The following is a 21,909-nucleotide window of genomic DNA, read 5'->3' as shown; positions in this document are numbered from 1 at the left end:
AGCAGTGATCGCCCTCTCCCTCGCCGAGATCGCCGAAATCGTCGGCGGGCAGCCGCACGACATACCGGATCCGACCGTCCAGGTCACCGGTTCCGTCGTCATCGACTCCCGCGCGGTCGAGCCCGGCAGTCTCTTCGTCGCCTTCGCCGGCGAGAACGTCGACGGCCACGACTACGCGGAGCGCGCCGTCCAGGCCGGCGCGGTCGCCGTGCTCGCCGCCCGCCCCGTCGGCGTGCCCGCCCTCGTCGTCCCCGACGTCCAGACGGCGCTCGGCGCCCTCGCCCGTACCGTCGTCGAACGCCTCGGCACCGATGTCGTCGCGCTCACCGGCTCGGCCGGCAAGACCTCCACCAAGGACCTGATCGCCCAGGTCCTGCAGCGCCACGCGCCCACCGTGTGGACGCCGGGCTCCCTCAACAACGAGATCGGCCTGCCGCTCACCGCGCTCACCGCCGACGCCGGCACCCGCCACCTCGTCCTGGAGATGGGCGCGCGCGGAATCGGCCACATCCGCTACCTCACCGGACTCACCCCGCCGCGCATCGGCCTCGTCCTCAACGTGGGCTCCGCGCACATCGGCGAGTTCGGCGGCCGCGAGCAGATCGCCCAGGCCAAGGGCGAGCTGGTCGAGTCCCTGCCGGCCGCCGAGGACGGCGGCGTCGCCGTCCTCAACGCCGACGACCCCCTCGTACGCGCCATGGCCGCACGCACCAAGGCCAAGGTGACCCTGTTCGGAGAAGCGGACGAAGCGGCCGTACGTGCCGAGAATGTCCGGCTCACAGAGAACGGACAGCCCTCTTTCAGGCTTCACACACCCACCGGGTGCAGTGACGTGACCTTGCGCCTGTACGGTGAGCACCACGTGTCGAACGCGCTCGCCGCGGCCGCCGTCGCCCATGAGCTGGGCATGGCCGCCGAGGAGATCGCCACCGCGCTCTCCGAGGCAGGCACCCTGTCGCGCTGGCGCATGGAGGTCACCGAGCGTCCGGACGGCGTGACGATCGTCAACGACGCCTACAACGCGAACCCCGAGTCCATGCGAGCCGCTCTGCGCGCGCTCGCGGCCATGGGCAGGTCTGCACAGACCGGGGGCTCCCGTACGTGGGCGGTGCTCGGCAAGATGGCCGAGCTCGGTGACGAGTCGCTCGCCGAGCACGACGCGGTCGGACGGCTCGCCGTCCGGCTCAACGTCAGCAAGCTCGTGGCGGTCGGGGACAGGGAAGCGTCCTGGCTGCAACTGGGCGCCTATAACGAGGGTTCGTGGGGTGAGGAGTCGGTGCACGTGTCCGACGCGCAGGCGGCGGTCGACCTGCTGCGCAGTGAGCTGCGGCCGGGGGACATCGTCCTGGTGAAGGCATCCAGGTCGGTCGGTCTGGAGCGGGTCGCCCTGGCACTGCTCGAGAACACCGGCGAGGGTGAGGTCGCCGGCCGATGAGGCAGATCCTCTTCGCGGGGGCCATCGGGCTCTTCCTGACCCTCATCGGCACCCCGCTGCTCATCAAGCTGCTCGCCCGCAAGGGATACGGCCAGTTCATCCGCGACGACGGCCCGCGCGGCCACGCCGGCAAGAAGGGCACGCCCACCATGGGCGGCATCTCCTTCATCCTGGCCACCCTCATCGCGTACGCCCTGGCCAAGGTCATCACCGGCGAGGACCCGACGTACTCGGGCGTCCTGGTGCTGTTCCTGATGGCCGGCATGGGCCTGGTCGGCTTCCTCGACGACTACATCAAGATCGTCAAGCAGCGTTCGCTGGGCCTGCGGGCCAAGGCGAAGATGGCCGGCCAGCTGATCGTCGGCATCGCCTTCGCCGTGCTCTCGCTGCAGTTCGCCGACCTGCGCGGCCTGACTCCGGCCTCGACCCGGCTGTCCTTCATCGCCGACTTCGGCTGGTCCATCGGCCCGGTGCTCTTCGTGGTCTGGGCGCTCTTCATGATCCTGGCCATGTCCAACGGCGTGAACCTGACGGACGGTCTGGACGGCCTGGCCACCGGCGCGTCGGTGATGGTCTTCGGCGCCTACACCTTCATCGGTCTGTGGCAGTTCCAGGAGTCGTGCGCCAACGCCATGACCCTGACGAACCCGAACGCCTGCTTCGAGGTACGCGACCCGCTCGACCTCGCGGTCGTCGCCTCCGCGCTGATGGGCGCCTGCTTCGGCTTCCTGTGGTGGAACACCTCGCCCGCCAAGATCTTCATGGGTGACACCGGCTCGCTGGCCCTCGGCGGCGCGCTCGCCGGTCTCGCCATCTGCTCCCGTACGGAGCTGCTGCTCGCCCTCCTGGGCGGCCTGTTCGTGATGATCACGATGTCCGTGGTCATCCAGGTCGGCTCCTTCAAGATGACGGGCAAGCGCGTCTTCCGGATGGCGCCCCTCCAGCACCACTTCGAACTCAAGGGGTGGTCCGAGGTCCTGGTCGTCGTCCGGTTCTGGATCATCCAGGGCATCTACGTCATCGTCGGCCTGGGCCTCTTCTACGCGGGATGGGCATCCGAAAAGTGAGCGAACAGCTGGACTGGCAGGGCAAGAAGGTCACCGTCGCCGGACTGGGCGTGAGCGGCATCCCGGCCGCCCGCGCGCTGCACGGCCTGGGCGCGGTCGTCACGGTCGTCAACGACGGCGACGACGAGCGCTCCCGGGCCCAGGCGGCCGAGCTGGAGGCGGAAGGCATCACCGTCCGCCTCGGCGACGGGGCGACCCTGCCGCCCGGCACCGAGCTCGTCGTGACCGCGCCGGGCTGGCAGCCCGACAAGCCGCTCTTCCTGGCCGCCGCCGAGGCGGGCGTGGAGGTCTGGGGCGACGTCGAGCTGGCCTGGCGCCTGCGCGGCCCCGACGCGGCGCCCTGGCTCGCGGTCACCGGCACCAACGGCAAGACCACGACCGTACGGATGCTCGCCTCCATCCTGGAGGCGGCCGGCCTGAAGACGGCCGCCGTCGGCAACATCGGGGTCTCGCTGCTCGACGCCGTCCTCGGCGAGGAGCGGTACGACGTCCTCGCCGTCGAGCTGTCCAGCTACCAGCTGCACTGGGCGCCGTCCCTGCGCGCCCACTCGGCCGCCGTGCTCAACCTCGCGCCCGACCACCTCGACTGGCACGGCTCCATGGAGGCGTACGCCGCCGACAAGGGCCGCGTCTACGAGGGCAACCAGGTCGCCTGCGTCTACAACGTGGCCGACCAGGTCACCGAGGACCTGGTCCGCGAGGCCGACGTCGAGGAGGGCTGCCGCGCGATCGGCTTCACCCTCGGCACCCCCGGCCCCTCCCAGCTCGGCGTCGTCGAGGGCATCCTCGTCGACCGGGCCTTCGTCGAGAACCGGCAGAAGAACGCCCAGGAGCTCGCCGAGGTCTCCGACGTCCAGCCGCCGGCCCCGCACAACATCGCCAACGCGCTCGCCGCGGCCGCCCTCGCCCGCGCCTTCGGCGTCGAGCCGAAGGCCGTACGGGACGGGCTGCGGGCCTTCCGGCCCGACCCGCACCGCATCGAACTGGTCGAGGAGATCGAGGGCGTCGCGTACGTCGACGACTCCAAGGCCACCAACACCCACGCCGCGGAAGCCTCGTTGGCGGCCTACGACCCGATCGTCTGGATCGCCGGCGGCCTCGCCAAGGGCGCGACCTTCGACGAGCTGGTGCAGAAGTCGGCCAAGCGGCTGCGCGGCGTCGTCCTGATCGGCCAGGACCGCGCGCTGATCCGCGAAGCCCTGACGCGACACGCCCCGGAGGTCCCGGTGGTGGACCTCGACCGGACCGACACTGGGGCGATGTCCGCGGCGGTGCAGGAGGCGGCTGCGCTCGCCCAGCCGGGGGACACGGTCCTGCTGGCCCCGGCCTGTGCGTCGATGGACATGTTCACCAACTACAACAAGCGGGGCGACGCCTTCGCGGACGCCGTCCGCACGCTCGCCGCCACCGGGCGCGCCTGACCTGACCAGCGGAAGGGTCCCGGCCGCGGGCCGGGCACGACTGGAGGGGACAGCGACCATGCCGAGCAGAACCGCCGGGCCGCGAAAGGCCGCCACCGCACGCGGGGGCGGCCGGCCCGCCCCCGCGGCGTCGCGCAGCCGGCGTCCGGGCGGGCCGCGGGGGCTGTACGAACGGGCCCGCCGGGCCTGGGACCGGCCGCTGACCGCGTACTACGTGATCGTCGGCGCCGGACTGCTCATCACCGCGCTCGGCCTGGTGATGGTCTACTCCGCCTCGATGATCACGGCGCTCCGCTACGACCTGGTGCCCTCCTACTTCTTCCGCAAGCAGTTCCTCGCCGCGCTGATCGGCGGCGGGCTGCTCCTGGCGGCCTCCCGGATCCCGGTGAAGCTGCACCGGGCGCTCGCCTACCCGATCCTGGTCGGGGCGATCTTCCTGATGGTGCTGGTCCAGATCCCCGGGATAGGGGTCTCGGTCGGCGGCAACCAGAACTGGATCTCGCTGGGCGGCCCCTTCATGCTCCAGCCCAGCGAGTTCGGCAAGCTGGCGCTGATCCTGTGGGGCGCCGATCTGCTGGCCCGCAAGCAGGACATGAAGCTGCTCACGCAGTGGAAGCACATGCTGGTCCCGCTGGTGCCCGGAACGTTTCTGCTGCTTGGTCTGATCATGCTGGGCGGTGACATGGGCACGGCGATCATCCTCACGGCGATCCTGTTCGGCCTGCTGTGGACCGCCGGCGCGCCCACCCGGCTCTTCGTCGGCGTGCTCGGCGTCGCCGCCGCGATCGGCGGGCTCCTGATCAAGACCAGCCCGCACCGGTTGGAACGCTTCGGCTGCCTCGGCGCCAGCGACCCGGGCGGCGCGGGCGACCCGTGCTGGCAGGCCGCGCACGGAATCTATGCTCTGGCCTCGGGCGGATGGTTCGGTTCCGGCCTCGGGGCGAGTGTGGAAAAATGGGGTCAACTCCCCGAAGCGCACACCGACTTCATCTTCGCCGTCACCGGGGAGGAACTGGGTCTGGCGGGGACGCTGTCGGTACTGGCCCTGTTCGCGGCTCTAGGCTATGCGGGTATCCGCGTGGCCGGAGGCACGGAGGACCCCTTCGTCAGGTATGCCGCGGGAGGCGTGACCACCTGGATCACGGCGCAGGCCGTGATCAACATCGGTGCGGTGCTCGGTCTGCTGCCGATCGCCGGAGTCCCGCTCCCGCTGTTCTCGTACGGGGGGTCGGCCCTGCTGCCGACCATGTTCGCCGTCGGGCTGCTCATCGCCTTCGCGAGACAGGAGCCCGCCGCGAAAGCGGCCCTGGCCATGCGCCGCCCCGGCTGGGGCAAGCGGGCCGGGGGGAGATGGAAGTCGATGCGACGGCGCGTCAAGAAGCGTCCGTCCGGAGAGCGGTGAATTTCGGTGCATGTCGTACTCGCCGGCGGAGGTACCGCCGGTCACATCGAGCCCGCGCTCGCCCTCGCGGATGCCCTGCGCAGGCAGGACCCCACCGTGGGCATCACGGCGCTGGGCACGGAGAAGGGCCTGGAGACCCGGCTGGTCCCCGAGCGGGGCTACGAGCTGGCGCTCATCCCCGCCGTGCCGCTGCCCCGCAAGCCCACGCCCGAGCTGATCACCGTCCCCGGGCGGCTGCGCGGCACCATCAAGGCCGCCGAGCAGGTCCTGGAGCGCACCAAGGCGGACTGCGTGGTCGGCTTCGGCGGCTACGTGGCGCTGCCGGGCTATCTGGCCGCCAAGCGGCTCGGCGTGCCGATCGTGGTCCACGAGGCCAACGCCCGGCCCGGCCTGGCCAACAAGATCGGCTCGCGGTACGCGGCCGGGGTCGCCGTCGCGACCCCGGACTCCAAGCTCCGCAACGCCCGTTACATCGGCATCCCGCTGCGGCACTCCATCGCGACCCTCGACCGGGCCCGGGTCCGCCCCGAGGCGCGCGCCGCCTTCGGCCTCGACCCCAACCTGCCGACCCTGCTGGTCTCCGGCGGCTCCCAGGGCGCACGCCGGCTCAACGAGGTGATCCAGCAGATCGCCCCGGTGCTCCAGCGCTCCGGCATCCAGATCCTGCACGCGGTCGGCCCGAAGAACGAACTGCCGCGTGTCGACAACATGCCCGGAATGCCGCCGTACGTGCCGGTACCGTACGTGGACCGGATGGACCTCGCGTACGCCGCCGCCGACATGATGCTCTGCCGCGCGGGCGCGATGACCGTCGCCGAGCTCTCCGCCGTCGGGCTTCCGGCCGCCTATGTCCCGCTGCCCATCGGCAACGGCGAACAGCGGCTCAACGCCCAGCCGGTGGTCAAGGCCGGCGGTGGCCTCCTCGTCGACGACGCGGAGCTGTCGCCGCAGTGGGTGCAGTCCAACGTCCTGCCCGTGCTCGCCGACCCGCACCGGCTGTACGAGATGTCCCGCGCCGCCGCCGAGTTCGGCCGCCGGGACGCCGACGACCTGCTCGTCGGCATGGTGTACGAGGCGATCGCCGCCCGCCACTAGGCGACAGCGGTGCCCACGGCGAGGAGAGACGTGGCAGGGAAGAGCGCGAGCAAGAGGTCCGAGGGCTCCTCGCGGCAGCCGTCCCGACCGGGCGCCCGGAACCTCCGGGTGCCCGGCCCGCGTGCTCTCCTGCTCGGTCTCGCCGGTGTCGCCCTGCTCGCCGGCGGCATCTGGGCGCTGTACGGCTCCACCTGGTTCCGGGTCGAGAAGGTGAGCACCTCCGGTACGGAGGTGCTCACCCCGGAACAGGTCGAGCGTGTCGCGGCCGTACCGCTCGGCGCGCCGCTGGTCTCGGTCGACACCGACGGCATCGAGGCCCGGCTGCGCCGGGAGCTGCCACGGATCGACAGCGTGGACGTCGTACGGTCGTGGCCGCACGGAATCGGTCTGAAAGTGACGGAACGTCGGCCGGTCCTTCTCCTCGAAAACGGCGGAAAGTTCATCGAAGTGGACTCCGGCGGTGTGCGGTTCGCCACCGTCGCCACGCCGCCCCGCGGCGTACCCAGGCTCGTCCTCGACGTCGCCGGCTCCCCGAGCCTGCGCCGCTTCGACGCGCAGCGGCTCCTCACGGTCGCGGTAGGCGTGACGGGCGAACTCCCGGAGAAAATCGCCCAAGACGTCCGTGTCGTCCGGATCACCTCGTTCGACTCCATCACCCTGGAGCTCGGCGAGGGCCGCACCGTCCTCTGGGGCAGCGGGGAGGACGGCCCGGTCAAGGCCCGTGTTCTCACCGCTCTGATGAAAGCGACTCCCAAAGCGGGGCACTTCGATGTAAGTGCCCCCACCGCGCCCGCTTCGTCCCGGAGTTGACGCCCATCGGCGCAGGCCAGGCCCCTGGTTGGCCAGGGCTACGGGTGATCACATAGGGTGAAAAGAAAAACGGGAGGTTCGGCGTGTTCGTTGAACGTGCGCCACTTGTCGACTTAGTGTCCTGTTCGGAAGAGTCCAAGGAACAGGGACACTGGTAACCCTAAACTTCAACGTTAGGGTTTGGGTCGGCGTTTCGGACCGTCCCCATCGGCATCCGTCGCCGCGACGCGCTACCACCGCGAAGCGGCGACACGTAACTCGAGGCGAGAGGCCTTCGACGTGGCAGCACCGCAGAACTACCTCGCAGTCATCAAGGTCATCGGTGTCGGCGGCGGTGGTGTCAATGCCATCAACCGAATGATCGAGGTCGGTCTCAAGGGCGTCGAGTTCATCGCCATCAACACCGACGCGCAGGCGCTGTTGATGAGCGACGCCGACGTCAAGCTCGACGTCGGCCGTGAACTCACCCGTGGCCTCGGGGCCGGGGCCAACCCGGCAGTCGGCCGCAAGGCGGCAGAGGACCACCGCGAGGAGATCGAGGAGGTCCTCAAGGGGGCCGACATGGTCTTCGTCACCGCCGGCGAGGGCGGCGGCACCGGCACCGGCGGCGCGCCCGTCGTCGCCAACATCGCGCGCTCGCTCGGCGCCCTGACGATCGGTGTGGTCACCCGCCCGTTCACCTTCGAGGGCCGCCGGCGCGCCAACCAGGCGGAGGACGGCATCGCCGAGCTCCGCGAAGAGGTCGACACCCTCATCGTCATCCCGAACGACCGACTGCTCTCGATCTCGGACCGCCAGGTCTCCGTGCTCGACGCCTTCAAGTCGGCCGACCAGGTGCTCCTCAGCGGTGTCCAGGGCATCACCGACCTCATCACCACCCCCGGTCTGATCAACCTCGACTTCGCCGACGTCAAGTCGGTCATGTCCGAGGCCGGTTCGGCCCTCATGGGCATCGGCTCCGCCCGCGGCGACGACCGCGCGGTGGCCGCCGCGGAGATGGCGATCTCCTCGCCGCTCCTGGAGGCGTCCATCGACGGCGCCCGCGGTGTGCTGCTCTCCATCTCCGGCGGCAGCGACCTCGGTCTCTTCGAGATCAACGAGGCCGCGCAGCTGGTGAGCGAGGCCGCCCACCCGGAGGCCAACATCATCTTCGGCGCCGTCATCGACGACGCGCTCGGCGACGAGGTCCGGGTCACCGTCATCGCGGCCGGCTTCGACGGCGGCCAGCCGCCGGCCCGCCGCGACAACATCATCGGCTCGGCCTCCGCCAAGCGCGAGGAGCCCGCCCCGGCTCCCCGTCTCGCCGAGACCTCCCGCCCGCTGGGCGGCCTGGGCACGGTGACCCCGCGCGAGGAGCCGGCCGCCCCGGTCGAGCCGGCGCCGGTCAGCGAGACCCCGCTGCCGCCCGCCCCGCCGGTGGTGCCGCCGGCCCGCCCGTACCCGGACACCCAGGCCGAAGAGCTGGATGTCCCGGACTTCCTGAAGTGACGCCTTGATAGGGCAGCGTTACGACACGAGCGGCGCGCACTTCGCCTTCACCGACCGGTGGGGCGGAGTGAGCGCCGTTCCGTACGAGGAGCTCAACCTCGGCGGCGCCGTGGGCGACGCCCCCGAGGCCGTCCGCGCCAACCGGGCGCGGGCCGCCGCCGAACTCGGGCTCGACCCGGCGCACGTCGTCTGGATGAACCAGGTGCACGGCGCCGATGTCGCCGAGGTCGACGGACCCTGGTCCGGCACCGGCGACGCCGTCCCGTCCGTGGACGCCGTCGTCACCACCCGCCGGGGCCTCGCGCTCGCCGTGCTCACCGCGGACTGCGTGCCCGTCCTGCTCGCCGACCCCGTCGCCGGGGTCGTCGCCGCCGCCCACGCCGGGCGGCCCGGGATGGTCGCCGGGGTCGTCCCGGCGGCGGTGAAGCGGATGGTCGAACTCGGCGCCGACCCCGCCCGGATCACCGCCCGCACCGGCCCCGCCGTCTGCGGGCGCTGCTACGAGGTGCCCGAGGCGATGCGTGCCGAGGTCGCCGCGGTCGAACCGGCCGCGTACGCAGAGACGAGCTGGGGCACCCCCGCGGTCGACGTCGCCGCCGGAGTGCGCGCCCAGTTGGCGCGGCTCGGGGTGACGGACGTCGCGGACGCCGGGGTCTGCACCCTGGAGTCCGGCGACCACTACTCGTACCGCCGCGACCGCACCACGGGGCGACTCGCGGGATATGTCTGGTTGGCGACTGTGCCCACCCGGGGGGCGACCCCCGGACCCCCGGCAGGAAAGAACTGATGACGGACCGCAAGTCGGAACTGGCCGCGAACCTCGCCCAGGTGGAGGAGCGCATCGCCGCCGCGTGCGCCGCCGCCGGGCGGGAGCGGGAGGACGTGACCCTGATCGTGGTCACCAAGACCTACCCGGCGAGCGACGTGAGACTTCTGCACGAACTCGGTGTGCGGCACGTGGCGGAGAACCGCGACCAGGACGCCGCCCCGAAGGCCGCCGCGTGCGCGGACCTGGATCTGACCTGGCACTTCGTGGGCCAGTTGCAGACGAACAAGGTCCGTTCCGTGGTGGGTTATGCCGATGTGGTGCAGTCCGTGGACCGTTTGAAGCTCGTTTCCGCCCTCTCCGCCGCCGCGGAGAAGGCGGAGCGCGAGCTCGGCTGCCTGGTCCAGGTCGCCCTCGACGCCGAGTCCGGCCACCGCGGCGACCGCGGCGGGGTGGCCCCGGACGGGATCGAGGAGTTGGCGGCGGCGATCGACGCCGCTCCCGGACTGAGGTGCGACGGGCTGATGACCGTCGCACCGCTGGCCGGTCCGTTCGCGGGCCGGCAACAGGCCGCCTTCGAGCGGCTGATGGATTTGTCGACTCACCTGCGCACGACCCGTCCTGCTGCGAACATGGTGTCAGCAGGGATGAGTGCGGACCTCGAAGAGGCCGTGGCGGCCGGAGCGACACACGTGCGCATCGGTACGGCGGTACTCGGAGTCCGCCCGAAGCTCGGGTAACGTCGCGAAGCAGGTCGGACCACAGCAGAAAATATGGTCATTCCGCCGAGGGGCGGAGGACCCGTGGATCGCGGGCACTTGGTGACACTGCGACATTCGGTAAGGGCGATCCACCACAGAGCGGAGGATGCGGAGATATGGCCGGCGCGATGCGCAAGATGGCGGTCTACCTCGGCCTCGTGGAGGACGATGGCTACGACGGCCGGGGGTTCGACCCCGACGACGACTTCGAACCCGAGCTGGAGCCGGAGCCCGAGCGGGACCGGCGCCACCACCAGCCGCCGCGGCAGGTGGAGCGGGAGGAGCCGGTGCGCGTGGTGACGCCGCCGGCGCCCCGCGAACCGGTGTCCCATTCTGTCCCGGTACCCGCCGAGAGCGGGCGTCCGGCCCGAATTGCCCCCGTGGCATCCATCACACCCGAACGCCCGAGCCTGGAGAAGAACGCACCGGTGATCATGCCCAAGGTCGTGTCCGAGCGGGAGCCTTACCGCATCACCACGCTGCACCCGCGGACCTACAACGAGGCCCGTACCATCGGGGAACACTTCCGCGAGGGCACCCCGGTGATCATGAATCTCACGGAGATGGACGACACCGACGCGAAGCGACTTGTCGACTTTGCCGCCGGACTCGTCTTCGGTCTCCATGGCAGCATTGAGCGCGTGACGCAGAAGGTGTTCCTGTTGTCGCCTGCTAACGTCGATGTCACGGCGGAGGACAAGGCCCGCATTGCTGAGGGCGGATTCTTCAACCAGAGCTGAAAGAACGAGACCGAGAAGGCCCGGCCGCAGAGGGCGGCCGGACAAGTGAGAGCACGAGAGCCAGGGGAGAGGGAACCGCGGGATGGGCGTCGCACTGCAGGTGGTCTACATCGCGCTGATGTGCTTCCTCGTCCTCCTGATCTTCCGGCTGGTCATGGACTACGTCTTCCAGTTCGCCCGGTCGTGGCAACCCGGGAAGGCGATGGTGGTCGTCCTTGAGGCCACCTACACTGTCACCGATCCACCGCTCAAGCTGCTGCGGCGGCTCATCCCGCCGCTGCGCCTCGGGGGCGTGGCACTCGACCTGTCCTTCTTCGTTCTGATGATCATCGTCTACATCCTGATCTCCGTCGTGCGCGGTTTCGCGGGGTGAGTGAGGTGAATGTGGACGATACGGTCTTGCCGACTGCCGACGACTACGTAGAGGTGAAGAAGAGATGCCGCTGACCCCCGAGGACGTGCGGAACAAGCAGTTCACGACCGTCCGCCTTCGAGAAGGCTATGACGAGGACGAGGTCGATGCCTTCCTCGACGAGGTCGAAGCCGAACTGACCCGACTGCTCCGCGAGAACGAGGACCTGCGCGCCAAGCTGGCCGCGGCGACCCGTGCCGCCGCGCAGAACCAGCAGCAGGGCATGCGCAAGCCGCCGGAGCCGCAGGACCGTCCCGTCGGACCCGGCGCTCCCGTGCCCGCCGCCATATCCGGACCGCCGGCCCAGCAGCAGCCGCAGATGGGCCCGCCGCAGCTGCCGTCCGGTGCGCCCGCGCTGCCCGCCGGCCCCATGCAGGGTGGCCCCATGCAGGGCGGCCCGATGGGCCCCGGCCCGATGCAGGGCGGCCCGATGGGCCCCGGCCCGATGCAGGGTGGCCCCATGCAGGGCGGCCCCATGGGTCACCCGCAGCAGCAGCCGATGCAGCCGCAGGCGCCGCAGGCCCCCGGTGGCGACAGCGCCGCGCGCGTCCTCTCGCTCGCGCAGCAGACCGCCGACCAGGCGATCGCGGAGGCCCGTTCCGAGGCCAACAAGATCGTCGGCGAGGCGCGCTCGCGCGCCGAGGGCCTGGAGCGGGACGCCCGCGCCAAGGCCGACGCGCTGGAGCGGGACGCGCAGGAGAAGCACCGCGTCGCGATGGGCTCGCTCGAGTCCGCTCGCGCCACCCTCGAGCGCAAGGTCGAGGACCTGCGGGGCTTCGAGCGTGAGTACCGGACCCGCCTGAAGTCCTACCTGGAGTCCCAGCTGCGTCAGCTGGACTCCCAGGCGGACGACTCGCTGGCCCCGCCGCGGACCCCGGCGACCGCGTCCCTGCCGCCGTCCCCGTCGATGGCCCCGGCCGGCGCCGGTGCCCCGTCCTACGGTGGCAACGCGACGATGGGCGGCGCCCCGTCCTACGGCGGCCAGCAGCAGATGACCCCGGCCATGACCCAGCCCATGGCCCCGGTCCGTCCCCAGGCCCCGCAGCCGATGCAGCAGGCGCCGGCGCCGATGCGCGGGTTCCTGATCGACGAGGACGACAACTGAGGGGGCGGGTCTACGCGTGGTGAGCGCGTGAGCCGTCGTCGGCAGTCCTGAAGGGCCGGGCCCCGGGTTTCCCCGGGGCCCGGCCCTTCGGCGTGCGGTGGCTTCGCGCCGGGCCGTTGCGTCGGGCACGGGCGGGCTGCGCCTGCGGCGAGCTCCTTCCCCCACCCCGCCCCTTCCCGAAACCGGGGCTGCGCCCCGAACCCCCGAGGGCGGCAGCTTCGCGCCGCGGGGTCGTGGCCCCGGCTCCGGGGGTGCGGTCGGCTTCGCGCCGCGGGGTTTGACCCCGGCCCTGGAGGCGCGGGCTTCGCGCCGCGGGGTAGTCCACGGCCCCCGGGGGCGCGGCGGCCTTGCGCCGCGGGTTCGGAAGGGGCGGCGGCTTCGCGTCGCGGGGTGGCCCCCGGCCCCCGGAGGCGCGGTGGCTTTGCGCCACGGGGGCGAGGGGCGGCCGCTTTGCGTCGCAGGCCGTAGCACCGGTGCCGAGGGCCTCTTCTCGTACCGTTGTGGGCATTTGTCCCGCAGGGCGGGACGGGTGGGCACAACCCGCGGGGGCGGCGCCCGGTCATGGGCGGTGCGGTGTAGCCCCCGCCACGCACGGGGCCTCGCTCTGTGGGTACGGCGAAGGGCCCGGCCCCCCACGCGGGAGGCCGGGCCCTTCGTCGTAGCCGCTACGCCTTGCGGAGGCGGAAGGTGAGGGACAGGCCCTCGTCCTCGAAGGGGGTGCCGTACGTGTCGTCGGCCGGGCCCTGGGCGTGGTCCGTCGCCAGGACCTCGTCGGCGATGAGGGCGGCGTGGGCCGTCAGGGCCTCCACCGTCTCGTCCGACGTGGACGTCCAGCGCAGCGCGATGCGGTCCGCGACGTCGAGGCCGCTGTTCTTGCGGGCCTCCTGGATCAGGCGGATCGCGTCACGGGCCAGGCCCGCCTTGCGGAGCTCCGGGGTGATCTCCAGGTCGAGGGCGACCGTGGCGCCGGAGTCGGAGGCGACCGACCAGCCCTCGCGCGGGGTCTCGGTGATGATGACCTCCTCGGGGGTGAGGACGATCGTCTCGCCGTTCACCTCCAGGGACGCCTCGCCGGAGCGGAGGGCGAGGGAGAGGGCCGCGGCGTCGGCCGCCGCCACCGCCTTCGCCACGTCCTGGACGCCCTTGCCGAAACGCTTGCCCAGGGCGCGGAAGTTCGCCTTGGCCGTCGTGTCGACGAGTGAGCCGCCGACCTCCGACAGGGACGCCAGGGAGGAGACGTTCAGCTCCTCGGTGATCTGCGCCTGGAGCTCCTCGTTCAGGTCCGCGAAGCCCGTCGCCGCCACCAGCGCGCGCGACAGCGGCTGGCGGGTCTTCACGCCGGACTCGGCGCGGGTGGCGCGGCCGAGCTCGACGAGGCGGCGGACCAGGATCATCTGCTCGGAGAGGACCGGGTCGATCAGGGCGGCGTCCGACTCCGGCCACGAGGACAGGTGGACGGACTCGGGGGCCTCGGGGGTCACCGGGACCACCAGGTCCTGCCACACCCGCTCGGTGATGAACGGGGTGAGCGGGGCCATCAGCCGCGTGACCGTCTCGACGACGTCGTGCAGCGTGCGGAGCGCGGAGGCGTCGCCCTGCCAGAAGCGGCGGCGCGAGCGGCGCACGTACCAGTTGGAGAGGTCGTCGACGAACGCCGAGAGCAGCTTGCCGGCGCGCTGGGTGTCGTACGCCTCCATCGCCTCGGTGACGCCGGCGACGAGCGTGTTCAGCTCGGACAGCAGCCACTTGTCGAGGACGCTGCGGTCGGCCGGCGCCGGGTCGGCGGCGGACGGCGCCCAGCCGGACGTGCGGGCGTAGAGCGCCTGGAAGGCGACGGTGTTCCAGTAGGTGAGGAGGGTCTTCCGTACGACCTCCTGGATCGTGCCGTGGCCGACGCGGCGCGCCGCCCAGGGCGAGCCGCCGGCCGCCATGAACCAGCGGACCGCGTCGGCGCCGTGCTGGTCCATCAGCGGGATCGGCTGCAGGATGTTGCCGAGGTGCTTGGACATCTTGCGGCCGTCCTCGGCGAGGATGTGGCCCAGGCAGACCACGTTCTCGTACGAGGACTTGTCGAAGACCAGCGTGCCGACGGCCATCAGCGTGTAGAACCAGCCGCGGGTCTGGTCGATCGCCTCGGAGATGAACTGCGCCGGGTAGCGCTGCTCGAACAGCTCCTTGTTCTGATACGGGTAGCCGTACTGCGCGAACGGCATCGAGCCCGAGTCGTACCAGGCGTCGATGACCTCCGGGACGCGGACGGCCTCAAGGGAGCAGCCCGCGGCGGAGCAGGTGAAGGTGACGTCGTCGATGAACGGGCGGTGCGGGTCGAGGCCCGACTGGTCCGCGCCGGTCAGCTCGGAGAGCTCGGCGCGCGAACCCACGCACGTCAGGTGGTCGTCCGCGCAGCGCCAGATCGGCAGCGGGGTGCCCCAGTAGCGGTTGCGGGAGAGCGCCCAGTCGATGTTGTTGTTCAGCCAGTCGCCGAAGCGGCCGTGCTTGACCGAGTCCGGGAACCAGTTCGTCTTCTCGTTCTCTTCGAGGAGACGGTCCTTCACGGCGGTCGTGCGGATGTACCAGGACGGCTGCGCGTAGTAGAGCAGCGCGGTGTGACAGCGCCAGCAGTGCGGGTAGCTGTGCTCGTACGCGATGTGCTTGAAGAGCAGGCCGCGCGCGTCCAGGTCGGCGGTGAGCGCCTCGTCGGCCTTCTTGAAGAAGACGCCGCCGACCAGCGGCACGTCCTCCTCGAAGGTGCCGTCGGGGCGCACCGGGTTCACGACCGGCAGGCCGTAGGCGCGGCAGACCTTGAGGTCGTCCTCACCGAAGGCGGGGGACTGGTGGACCAGACCCGTGCCGTCCTCGGTCGTCACGTACTCGGCGTTGACGACGTAGTGGGCGGTGTCGGGGAACTCCACCAGCTCGAACGGGCGCTGGTACGTCCAGCGCTCCATGTCCTTGCCGGTGAAGGACTCGCCGGTGGTCACCCAGCCCTCGCCGAGCGCCTTGTCGAGCAGCGGCTCGGCGACGACCAGCCGCTCGTCGCCGTCGGTGGCGACGACGTAGGTCACCTCGGGGTGGGCGGCGACGGCCGTGTTGGACACCAGGGTCCACGGGGTGGTCGTCCAGACGAGGAGCGCGGCCTTGCCGGCGAGCGGGCCGGAGGTCAGCGGGAAGCGGACGAAGACGGACGGGTCGACGACCGTCTCGTAGCCCTGCGCCAGCTCGTGGTCCGACAGGCCGGTGCCGCAGCGCGGGCACCAGGGGGCGACGCGGTGGTCCTGGACGAGCAGGCCCTTGTCGAAGATCTGCTTGAGCGACCACCAGACCGACTCGATGTACGAGGGGTCCATGGTGCGGTACGCGTCGTCCATGTCGACCCAGTAGCCCATGCGGGTCGTCAGCTCGGCGAAGGCGTCGGTGTGGCGGGTCACCGACTCGCGGCACTTGGCGTTGAACTCGGCGATGCCGTACGCCTCGATGTCCTTCTTGCCGGAGAAGCCGAGCTCCTTCTCGACGGCGAGCTCGACCGGCAGGCCGTGGCAGTCCCAGCCGGCCTTGCGGGCCACGTGGTAGCCGCGCATGGTGCGGAAGCGCGGGAAGACGTCCTTGAAGACGCGGGCCTCGATGTGGTGCGCGCCCGGCATGCCGTTGGCCGTCGGCGGGCCCTCGTAGAACACCCACTCGGGGCGTCCCTCGGACTGCTCGAGGCTCTTGGCGAAGACCTTGTTCTCGCGCCAGAAGTCGAGCACGGCGTGCTCGAGCGCGGGCAGGTCTACCTGGGCGGGTACCTGGCGGTACTGCGAAGACATCGATCTTCCTCCGGCGGATGTGCCACGTTTCCGTCCGGAGGGACGAGAGCAGTGCTCCCGCGGTACCACCCTCCTTGGCCCCGGGCGCGGACGCCCTGAGCCCCCTCATTGGGGTCGCGACGCCGGGTCTAGTCGCCGCACGGTCCTCACGGTCCGGCGGCTTTCTTCCGGCAGCTCCGGGGTGATGCTTCACATCGGGCACGCCCCCGGGCTCGCACCGTCCCCGGGTCGCTCATGGCTGCGTACGACGCTACTCGTCCCCATCCAAGCCTTTCGCTCAGCCCAGTGTACGGGGCGGAGCGGACACCGGCCGACCGTATTCCGGCGGGACTCCCCGTGACCCGAATGGCCACACGGCTCGGCGCGGACTTGCGCCGCGGCCAAGTGGGGGAGCGGTGGCGCGGATAACCCGCCGTGGAGCTGGGCACAACCGAGTCAGACCCGACCGGCACGGCGCCGGGGCGGGCGGAATGGGCGGCGTGCCCCGTTGCCGCGGACCTTGGGCCGATTTATCGTCCCAGCACGATTCGCGAGCAAGATCACAAAATGTGAAGGGGCCGCGACATGGTGGCGAAGAAGACCGCCGCGGAGAAGACGGCGGCCACGAAAGCGGCGGCCGGAAAGACGACGAAGACGACGGAGAAGGCGGTCAAGACGGCGGTCAGGACGGCGGCGAAGAAGGCCCCGGCCGCGAAGAAGGCGACGGCGAAGAAGACGGCCGTGAAGAAGGCGGCCGTCAAGAAGGCGGCCGCGAAGAAGGCGACGGCGAAGAACGCGACGGCGAAGAAGACGGCCGCGAGTCGGGCGGTCGTCGACGACACTCCGGCCGCCGCGCTCACGGCCCCCGAGCAGAAGACCTCCGCAAAGAAGACCCCGGCGAAGAAGACGCCGGCGAAGAAGGCCCCGGCCGGGAAGGCCGCGACCGAGAAGACAGGAGCCAGGACGGTGGCAGCGAAGAAGACCGCGGGTGGCGTCACGACGGCCGGCGACGACGCCGCGGTGCCCCAGGCCAGGGCCGGCGAGCTCGCCGTACGCCCCGGCGAGGAGCCGTGGACCCCCGAGGAGGTCGCCGAGGCCCGCAGCGAGCTGCAGGCCGAGGCGCTGCGGCTGCGCAACGAGCTCGTCCACTCCAAGGAGGAGCTGACCGGCCTGATGCGCGACTCCGGCGACGGGGCCGGCGACGACCAGGCCGACACCGGTACGAAGAACATCACGCGCGAGCACGAGCTGGCCCTGGCCGCGAACGCCCGCGAGATGCTGGAGCAGACGGAGCACGCCCTGGAGCGGCTCGACGCGGGCACGTACGGGCTGTGCGAGGTCTGCGGCAAGCCCATCGGCAAGGCCAGGATGCAGGCCTTCCCCCGCGCCACGCTGTGCGTGGAGGACAAGCAGAAGCAGGAGCGGCGCGGCTGACGCTGCCGGAGGTGTGTGTCGTACCCTCGTGGGCATGGCAGAGGCGGACAGCGTCATCGGGGAGAGCGTCATCGGTACTCCGGAATCGGCAGGCGCCGACGAGACCACGGCTCCCGAGGTCGAGGAGCGGCCGAAGGGCAAGCGGAAGATCGCCGCGCTCTTCGTGGTGGCCGTCCTCGCCTACCTGCTCGACCTCGGCAGCAAGATGCTCGTGGTCGAGAGGCTGGAGGGGCACGAGCCGATCAAGGTGATCGGTGACCTGCTGCGCCTGGAGGCCATCCGCAACCCCGGTGCCGCCTTCGGCATGGGCGAGGCGTTCACGATCATCTTCACGGTGATCGCGGCCGTCGTGATCGTGGTGATCGTCCGGCTGGCGCGCAAGCTCTACAGCCTGCCCTGGGCGATCGCCCTCGGCCTGCTGCTCGGCGGCGCGCTCGGCAACCTCACCGACCGGATCTTCCGTTCGCCCGGCGTCTTCGAGGGCGCGGTCGTCGACTTCATCGCGCCCGCGCACTTCGCCGTCTTCAACCTCGCCGACTCGGCGATCGTGTGCGGCGGCATCCTGATCGTCCTGCTGTCCTTCCGCGGTCTGGACCCGGACGGCACCGTCCACAAGGACTGAGTGCCGGGCCATGTCCCGGGGCAAGGCATACTCGACAGGGTGAGCACGAGTCCCGAGATCCGCACGCTGCCCGTACCCGACGGCCTGGAGGGCGAGCGCGTCGACGCCGCCATCGCCCGTATGTTCGGGTTCTCCCGTACGAAGGCGGCGGAGCTGGCCGCCGCAGGCAAGGTCCTCGTCGACGGCAGCGTCGTCGGCAAGTCCGAGCGGGTCAGCGGTGGCGCGTGGCTCGAGGTCGAGATGCCCGGCGCGCCCTCCCCGGTGCAGATCGTCGCCGAGCCCGTCGAGGGCATGGAGATCGTCCACGACGACGACGACATCGTCGTGATCATGAAGCCGGTCGGCGTGGCCGCGCACCCCAGCCCCGGCTGGACCGGCACCACCGTGATCGGCGGCCTGGCCGCCGCCGGCTACCGGATCTCCACCTCCGGCGCCGCCGAGCGCCAGGGCATCGTGCACCGCCTCGACGTCGGCACCTCCGGCCTGATGGTGGTGGCCAAGTCGGAGTACGCGTACACCTCGCTGAAGCGCCAGTTCAAGGAGCGCGTGGTCGACAAGCGCTACCACGCCCTGGTGCAGGGGCACCCGGACCCGCTGAGCGGCACCATCGACGCGCCCATCGGCCGGCACCCGAACCACGACTACAAGTGGGCCGTGACCGCCGACGGCAAGGCGTCCGTGACGCACTACGACCTGATCGAGGCGTACCGGGCCGCGTCGCTGCTCGACATCAAGCTGGAGACGGGCCGCACCCACCAGATCCGGGTGCACATGTCCGCGCACCGCCACCCCTGTGTCGGCGACCTCACCTACGGCGCCGACCCGACCATGGCCAAGCGCCTCGGCCTGACCCGGCAGTGGCTGCACGCCGTCCGGCTCGGCTTCGAGCACCCCGGCGACGGGCAGTGGGTCGAGTTCGAGAGCACCTACCCGGCCGACCTGCAGACCGCCCTCGACCGGATCGCGTCGGAGAGCCGGTGACCGCGGAGCCGGTTCCCGCCGCCGAGGTCCGGCCGGAGGAGCCCGCCGCGTACGCGGTCCGTGAGGCCGTGAAGCGCGACGACCGTGACGCCTGCTTCGCCGTGCGCCGCGAGGTCTTCGTCGACGAGCAGGGCGTCCCGCAGGAGATCGAGTACGACACGTACGACGAGACGGCCGTGCACGTCCTCGCGGTCCGCGCGGACGGCGTGCCGCTGGGCACCGGGCGGCTGCTCCTCGGGGCGGACGCGGTGGGCAAGACCGGCGCGGACGCCTCGGTGGGCTCGCTGGGGCGGCTGGCGGTGTCGAAGGCGGCGCGCGGCCTCGGGATCGGCGCGGCCCTGGTGCGGGCCATCGAGGACGCGGCCCGCGAGCGCGGGCTCGCGGCCGTCGACCTGCACGCGCAGACGCACGCGCTGGGCTTCTACGAGCGCCTGGGCTACGCGGCGTACGGGCCGGAGTTCCCGGACGCGGGGATGCCGCACCGCGCCATGCGAAGGTCCTTGTAGCCGGTCTTGTGGTCCGGCCTGGTGGTCCGGTCCAGTGGCCGGGCTCCCGTCGCGCCGGTGGACCGGCCTGGCCGTCCGTCGGCCGGCCGGGCCGGGGGAGCGGCATGACTGAGGGCCTGGTCCGGGTAGGACAGGCCCTGTCGGCATACGTCCGGGGGACGGTGTTCCCGGCCCGGACGTGGTGATCGCTGACGTGCGGGTGACCGCTACTTGTAGGTGTGGCACCCGGCCGGACGGTCGTAGACGGATCCGGTGCACTGGCCGCTGTGGCCCCCGCCGTTTCCGCCGTTGGTGGGCGGGCTCGGGTTCGCCATCGCGGCCGAACCGGCGCCCAGAATGCCGGCGACGGCCAGCAGCACGGCTGCCGCCTTGCGCCCTATGTGCTGTCTCAACATGACATCCTCCTGGCGAGTGGTCGGAATGTCCCTTTTATGATAGGCGCCTGATCTTCGTCGCGCTGAAGGGGACCTCCGTGGACCAGCTCGCCCTGCTGTTCCTGCTGCTGCTCGGCGCCGTGCTGACCGTGCCCCTCGGAGACCGGCTCGGACTGCCCGCACCCGTCCTGATGACCCTCGTCGGGATCGTGCTGGCGTACCTGCCCTTCGTGCCGAACGTGGACATCCCGCCCGAGTTCATCCTGCCGCTGGTGCTGCCGCCGCTGCTCTACGCCTCCGCGCAGCGCACCTCCTGGCGGCAGTTCGCGGCCAACAGGCGCCCGATCTTCCTGCTCGCGGTGGCCCTTGTCTTCGTGACCACGGCCGCCGTCGGCGCGGTCGCGGACGCGCTGGTGCCCGGCATCCCGCTGGCCGCCGCGCTCGCCCTCGGCGCCCTGGTGGCGCCGCCCGACCCGGTCGCGGCCACGGCCGTGGCCGGCTCCCTCGGGCTGCCCCGGCGCCTGGTGTCGATCCTGGAGGGCGAGGGGCTCTTCAACGACGTCACCGCGATCGTGCTCTACCACGTGGCGATCTCCGCGGTCGTCAGCGGCAGCTTCTCCTGGCCGCGGGCGCTCGCCGAGCTGGTCCTGTCGGCCGTCGTCGCCGTCGCGGTCGGCATCACGCTCGGCTGGATCACCAACAAGCTGATCGGCGTCCTCGGCGACCCCACGCTGCAGACCGGGCTCACCCTCCTCGTGCCCTTCGTGTCGTACGTGCTCGCCGAGGAACTGCACGGCTCCGGGGTCCTCGCCGTCCTGGTCACCGCGCTCTTCCTGGCCGAATACGCGAGCGACGCCGACGACGTGATGGGGCGGCTCGCCGGGCAGACCTTCTGGGAGGTCGTCGACACCCTCGTGACCGGCATCGCCTTCGGCCTGATCGGGCTGGAGCTGGTGCACGTCTTCGGCGTCGCCGAGGGCCGCGGCCGGCAGATGCTCGGCTGGGGCGCGGCCGTCGTCGGCGTGGTGGTCGTGGTCCGGCTGCTCTGGCTGCTGCCGGCCGCCTGGGTGGCGAAGAAGCTGCACGACCGGCGGGACTACGCCGAGGACATCCCGATGAGCTGGCGGGAGAGCGTCGTCATGTGGTGGGCCGGGATGCGCGGGGTGGCCTCGGTCGCGCTCGCGCTCGCCATCCCGCTGCGGACCGACGACGGCTCGCCCTTCCCCGGCCGGGACGAGCTGATCTTCATCGCCTTCTGCGTGATCATCTCGACCCTGGTGGTGCAGGGCCTCACGCTGCCCCGGCTGGTGAAGCTGCTCGGCGTGAAGGCCGACACGGACGCCGAGCGGGCCTTCGAGCGGGACCTGGCGATCCGCGCGGCGAAGGCGGCCAAGGCGCGGCTCAAGGAGATCGAGGAGGTCGAGGAGCTTCCCGAGGAGGTGGCCGAGCGGCTGCTCCGCGGGGCCTTCGACATCGGGGCGCGGATCAGCGTGGACATGGTGGACGAGGAGCGGCGGGCGGCGCTCACCCAGCGCGTGGACCGGCTGAAGTCGATCCACCGGATCCAGCGGGAGATGATGTCGGCCGCCCGGCACGCGGTGCTCTCGGCTCGCAGCGAGCCGGGCGCCGACCCGGAGGTGGTGGACCGGGTGCTGCGGCAGCTGGACGTGCGCAGCATGCGCTGACCTGCGGGGGTGCGGCCGGA

Annotated in this window: 19 protein-coding genes; 17 read left to right on the top strand and 2 right to left on the bottom strand. The window is 71.5% G+C overall.

Features of this window, described 5'->3' with window-relative positions; all coding sequences use genetic code 11:
• The first annotated feature begins 4 nt into the window (after positions 1 to 4).
• The 12 genes from ACWEV0_RS14700 (at position 5) to ACWEV0_RS14645 (ending at position 12,502) form a co-directional block, all read left to right on the top strand.
• Positions 5 to 1,435: a UDP-N-acetylmuramoyl-tripeptide--D-alanyl-D-alanine ligase gene (locus ACWEV0_RS14700; protein WP_453149653.1), complete on the top strand. Its 1,431-nt coding sequence runs from the start codon at positions 5 to 7 to the stop codon at positions 1,433 to 1,435.
• On the top strand, positions 1,432 to 2,502 hold the full coding sequence (gene mraY, locus ACWEV0_RS14695) for a phospho-N-acetylmuramoyl-pentapeptide-transferase (RefSeq protein WP_453149652.1): 1,071 nt from the start codon (positions 1,432 to 1,434) through the stop codon (positions 2,500 to 2,502). Before ACWEV0_RS14700 ends, mraY begins: the two co-directional genes overlap by 4 nt.
• Positions 2,499 to 3,923 (top strand): UDP-N-acetylmuramoyl-L-alanine--D-glutamate ligase, encoded by a 1,425-nt coding sequence (gene murD / locus ACWEV0_RS14690; RefSeq protein WP_453149651.1) that lies wholly within the window; start codon positions 2,499 to 2,501, stop codon positions 3,921 to 3,923. Before mraY ends, murD begins: the two co-directional genes overlap by 4 nt.
• Before the next feature lie 58 nt (positions 3,924 to 3,981).
• The gene (gene ftsW, locus ACWEV0_RS14685; RefSeq protein WP_453149650.1) at positions 3,982 to 5,325 is read left to right on the top strand and encodes a putative lipid II flippase FtsW; all 1,344 of its coding nucleotides are present in this window, start codon (positions 3,982 to 3,984) and stop codon (positions 5,323 to 5,325) included.
• A 6-nt stretch (positions 5,326 to 5,331) separates the two neighbouring features.
• Positions 5,332 to 6,420 carry an undecaprenyldiphospho-muramoylpentapeptide beta-N-acetylglucosaminyltransferase gene (gene murG, locus ACWEV0_RS14680; protein WP_453149649.1) on the top strand — a complete coding sequence of 363 codons (1,089 nt, stop codon included), beginning with the start codon at positions 5,332 to 5,334 and terminating at the stop codon, positions 6,418 to 6,420.
• Positions 6,421 to 6,450: 30 nt separating this feature from the next.
• Entirely contained in the window at positions 6,451 to 7,230 is a 780-nt protein-coding gene (locus tag ACWEV0_RS14675; RefSeq protein WP_453149648.1) for a cell division protein FtsQ/DivIB, read from the top strand.
• A gap of 279 nt (positions 7,231 to 7,509) precedes the next feature.
• Entirely contained in the window at positions 7,510 to 8,718 is a 1,209-nt protein-coding gene (ftsZ, locus tag ACWEV0_RS14670) for a cell division protein FtsZ (RefSeq protein ID WP_453149647.1), read from the top strand.
• A 4-nt stretch (positions 8,719 to 8,722) separates the two neighbouring features.
• On the top strand, positions 8,723 to 9,505 hold the full coding sequence (gene pgeF / locus ACWEV0_RS14665) for a peptidoglycan editing factor PgeF (protein WP_453149646.1): 783 nt from the start codon (positions 8,723 to 8,725) through the stop codon (positions 9,503 to 9,505).
• Complete coding sequence (locus tag ACWEV0_RS14660; RefSeq protein ID WP_453149644.1) at positions 9,505 to 10,224, top strand: YggS family pyridoxal phosphate-dependent enzyme; 720 nt, start codon at positions 9,505 to 9,507, stop codon at positions 10,222 to 10,224. The genes pgeF and ACWEV0_RS14660 overlap by 1 nt, the downstream gene beginning before the upstream one ends.
• A 137-nt stretch (positions 10,225 to 10,361) precedes the next feature.
• Positions 10,362 to 10,985 carry a cell division protein SepF gene (locus tag ACWEV0_RS14655; protein WP_453149642.1) on the top strand — a complete coding sequence of 208 codons (624 nt, stop codon included), beginning with the start codon at positions 10,362 to 10,364 and terminating at the stop codon, positions 10,983 to 10,985.
• Between the two features lie 82 nt (positions 10,986 to 11,067).
• Positions 11,068 to 11,358 (top strand): YggT family protein, encoded by a 291-nt coding sequence (locus ACWEV0_RS14650; RefSeq protein WP_451608022.1) that lies wholly within the window; start codon positions 11,068 to 11,070, stop codon positions 11,356 to 11,358.
• Positions 11,359 to 11,422: 64 nt separating this feature from the next.
• Positions 11,423 to 12,502 (top strand): DivIVA domain-containing protein, encoded by a 1,080-nt coding sequence (locus tag ACWEV0_RS14645; protein ID WP_453149640.1) that lies wholly within the window; start codon positions 11,423 to 11,425, stop codon positions 12,500 to 12,502.
• A 665-nt stretch (positions 12,503 to 13,167) separates the two neighbouring features.
• Here ACWEV0_RS14645 and ileS read toward each other — a convergent pair.
• Positions 13,168 to 16,308, bottom strand: a complete 3,141-nt coding sequence (ileS, locus tag ACWEV0_RS14640) for an isoleucine--tRNA ligase (protein ID WP_453149639.1) — start codon at positions 16,306 to 16,308, stop codon at positions 13,168 to 13,170.
• A 564-nt stretch (positions 16,309 to 16,872) separates the two neighbouring features.
• Between ileS and ACWEV0_RS14635 the strand changes: the two genes are divergently transcribed.
• Genes ACWEV0_RS14635 through ACWEV0_RS14620 form a run of 4 tightly spaced genes read left to right on the top strand, consistent with a single transcriptional unit; the run spans position 16,873 to position 19,830 of the window.
• Positions 16,873 to 17,721 carry a TraR/DksA family transcriptional regulator gene (locus ACWEV0_RS14635; protein ID WP_453149637.1) on the top strand — a complete coding sequence of 283 codons (849 nt, stop codon included), beginning with the start codon at positions 16,873 to 16,875 and terminating at the stop codon, positions 17,719 to 17,721.
• A gap of 34 nt (positions 17,722 to 17,755) precedes the next feature.
• On the top strand, positions 17,756 to 18,343 hold the full coding sequence (lspA, locus tag ACWEV0_RS14630) for a signal peptidase II (protein WP_453149635.1): 588 nt from the start codon (positions 17,756 to 17,758) through the stop codon (positions 18,341 to 18,343).
• Between the two features lie 39 nt (positions 18,344 to 18,382).
• Positions 18,383 to 19,324, top strand: a complete 942-nt coding sequence (locus ACWEV0_RS14625) for an RluA family pseudouridine synthase (RefSeq protein WP_453149633.1) — start codon at positions 18,383 to 18,385, stop codon at positions 19,322 to 19,324.
• Complete coding sequence (locus ACWEV0_RS14620) at positions 19,321 to 19,830, top strand: GNAT family N-acetyltransferase (protein WP_453149631.1); 510 nt, start codon at positions 19,321 to 19,323, stop codon at positions 19,828 to 19,830. Before ACWEV0_RS14625 ends, ACWEV0_RS14620 begins: the two co-directional genes overlap by 4 nt.
• A gap of 206 nt (positions 19,831 to 20,036) precedes the next feature.
• Here the strand turns inward: ACWEV0_RS14620 and ACWEV0_RS14615 are convergent, their stop codons facing one another.
• Positions 20,037 to 20,225: a hypothetical protein gene (locus ACWEV0_RS14615; protein ID WP_453149629.1), complete on the bottom strand. Its 189-nt coding sequence runs from the start codon at positions 20,223 to 20,225 to the stop codon at positions 20,037 to 20,039.
• A 77-nt stretch (positions 20,226 to 20,302) separates the two neighbouring features.
• Here ACWEV0_RS14615 and ACWEV0_RS14610 point away from each other — a divergent pair, with 77 nt between their 5' ends.
• Complete coding sequence (locus tag ACWEV0_RS14610) at positions 20,303 to 21,889, top strand: Na+/H+ antiporter (protein WP_453149627.1); 1,587 nt, start codon at positions 20,303 to 20,305, stop codon at positions 21,887 to 21,889.
• Positions 21,890 to 21,909: the final 20 nt, after the last annotated feature.

Source organism: Streptomyces sp. NPDC003943 (assembly GCF_053605265.1).
Note: the sequence above shows the minus strand (reverse complement) of the source record. Positions and strands in the feature narration are given on the sequence as shown.

Bases quoted from the DNA above. Each gene is read 5' to 3' on its own strand.
- ACWEV0_RS14645 (WP_453149640.1), top strand. From the start codon at position 11,423: ATGCCGCTGACCCCCGAGGACGTGCGGAACAAGCAGTTCACGACCGTC.
- ACWEV0_RS14655 (WP_453149642.1), top strand. From the start codon at position 10,362: ATGGCCGGCGCGATGCGCAAGATGGCGGTCTACCTCGGCCTCGTGGAG.
- ACWEV0_RS14660 (WP_453149644.1), top strand. From the start codon at position 9,505: ATGACGGACCGCAAGTCGGAACTGGCCGCGAACCTCGCCCAGGTGGAG.
- ACWEV0_RS14635 (WP_453149637.1), top strand. From the start codon at position 16,873: ATGGTGGCGAAGAAGACCGCCGCGGAGAAGACGGCGGCCACGAAAGCG.
- ACWEV0_RS14650 (WP_451608022.1), top strand. From the start codon at position 11,068: ATGGGCGTCGCACTGCAGGTGGTCTACATCGCGCTGATGTGCTTCCTC.
- lspA (WP_453149635.1), top strand. From the start codon at position 17,756: ATGGCAGAGGCGGACAGCGTCATCGGGGAGAGCGTCATCGGTACTCCG.
- ftsW (WP_453149650.1), top strand. From the start codon at position 3,982: ATGCCGAGCAGAACCGCCGGGCCGCGAAAGGCCGCCACCGCACGCGGG.
- ileS (WP_453149639.1), bottom strand. From the start codon at position 16,308: ATGTCTTCGCAGTACCGCCAGGTACCCGCCCAGGTAGACCTGCCCGCG.
- ACWEV0_RS14615 (WP_453149629.1), bottom strand. From the start codon at position 20,225: ATGTTGAGACAGCACATAGGGCGCAAGGCGGCAGCCGTGCTGCTGGCC.
- mraY (WP_453149652.1), top strand. From the start codon at position 1,432: ATGAGGCAGATCCTCTTCGCGGGGGCCATCGGGCTCTTCCTGACCCTC.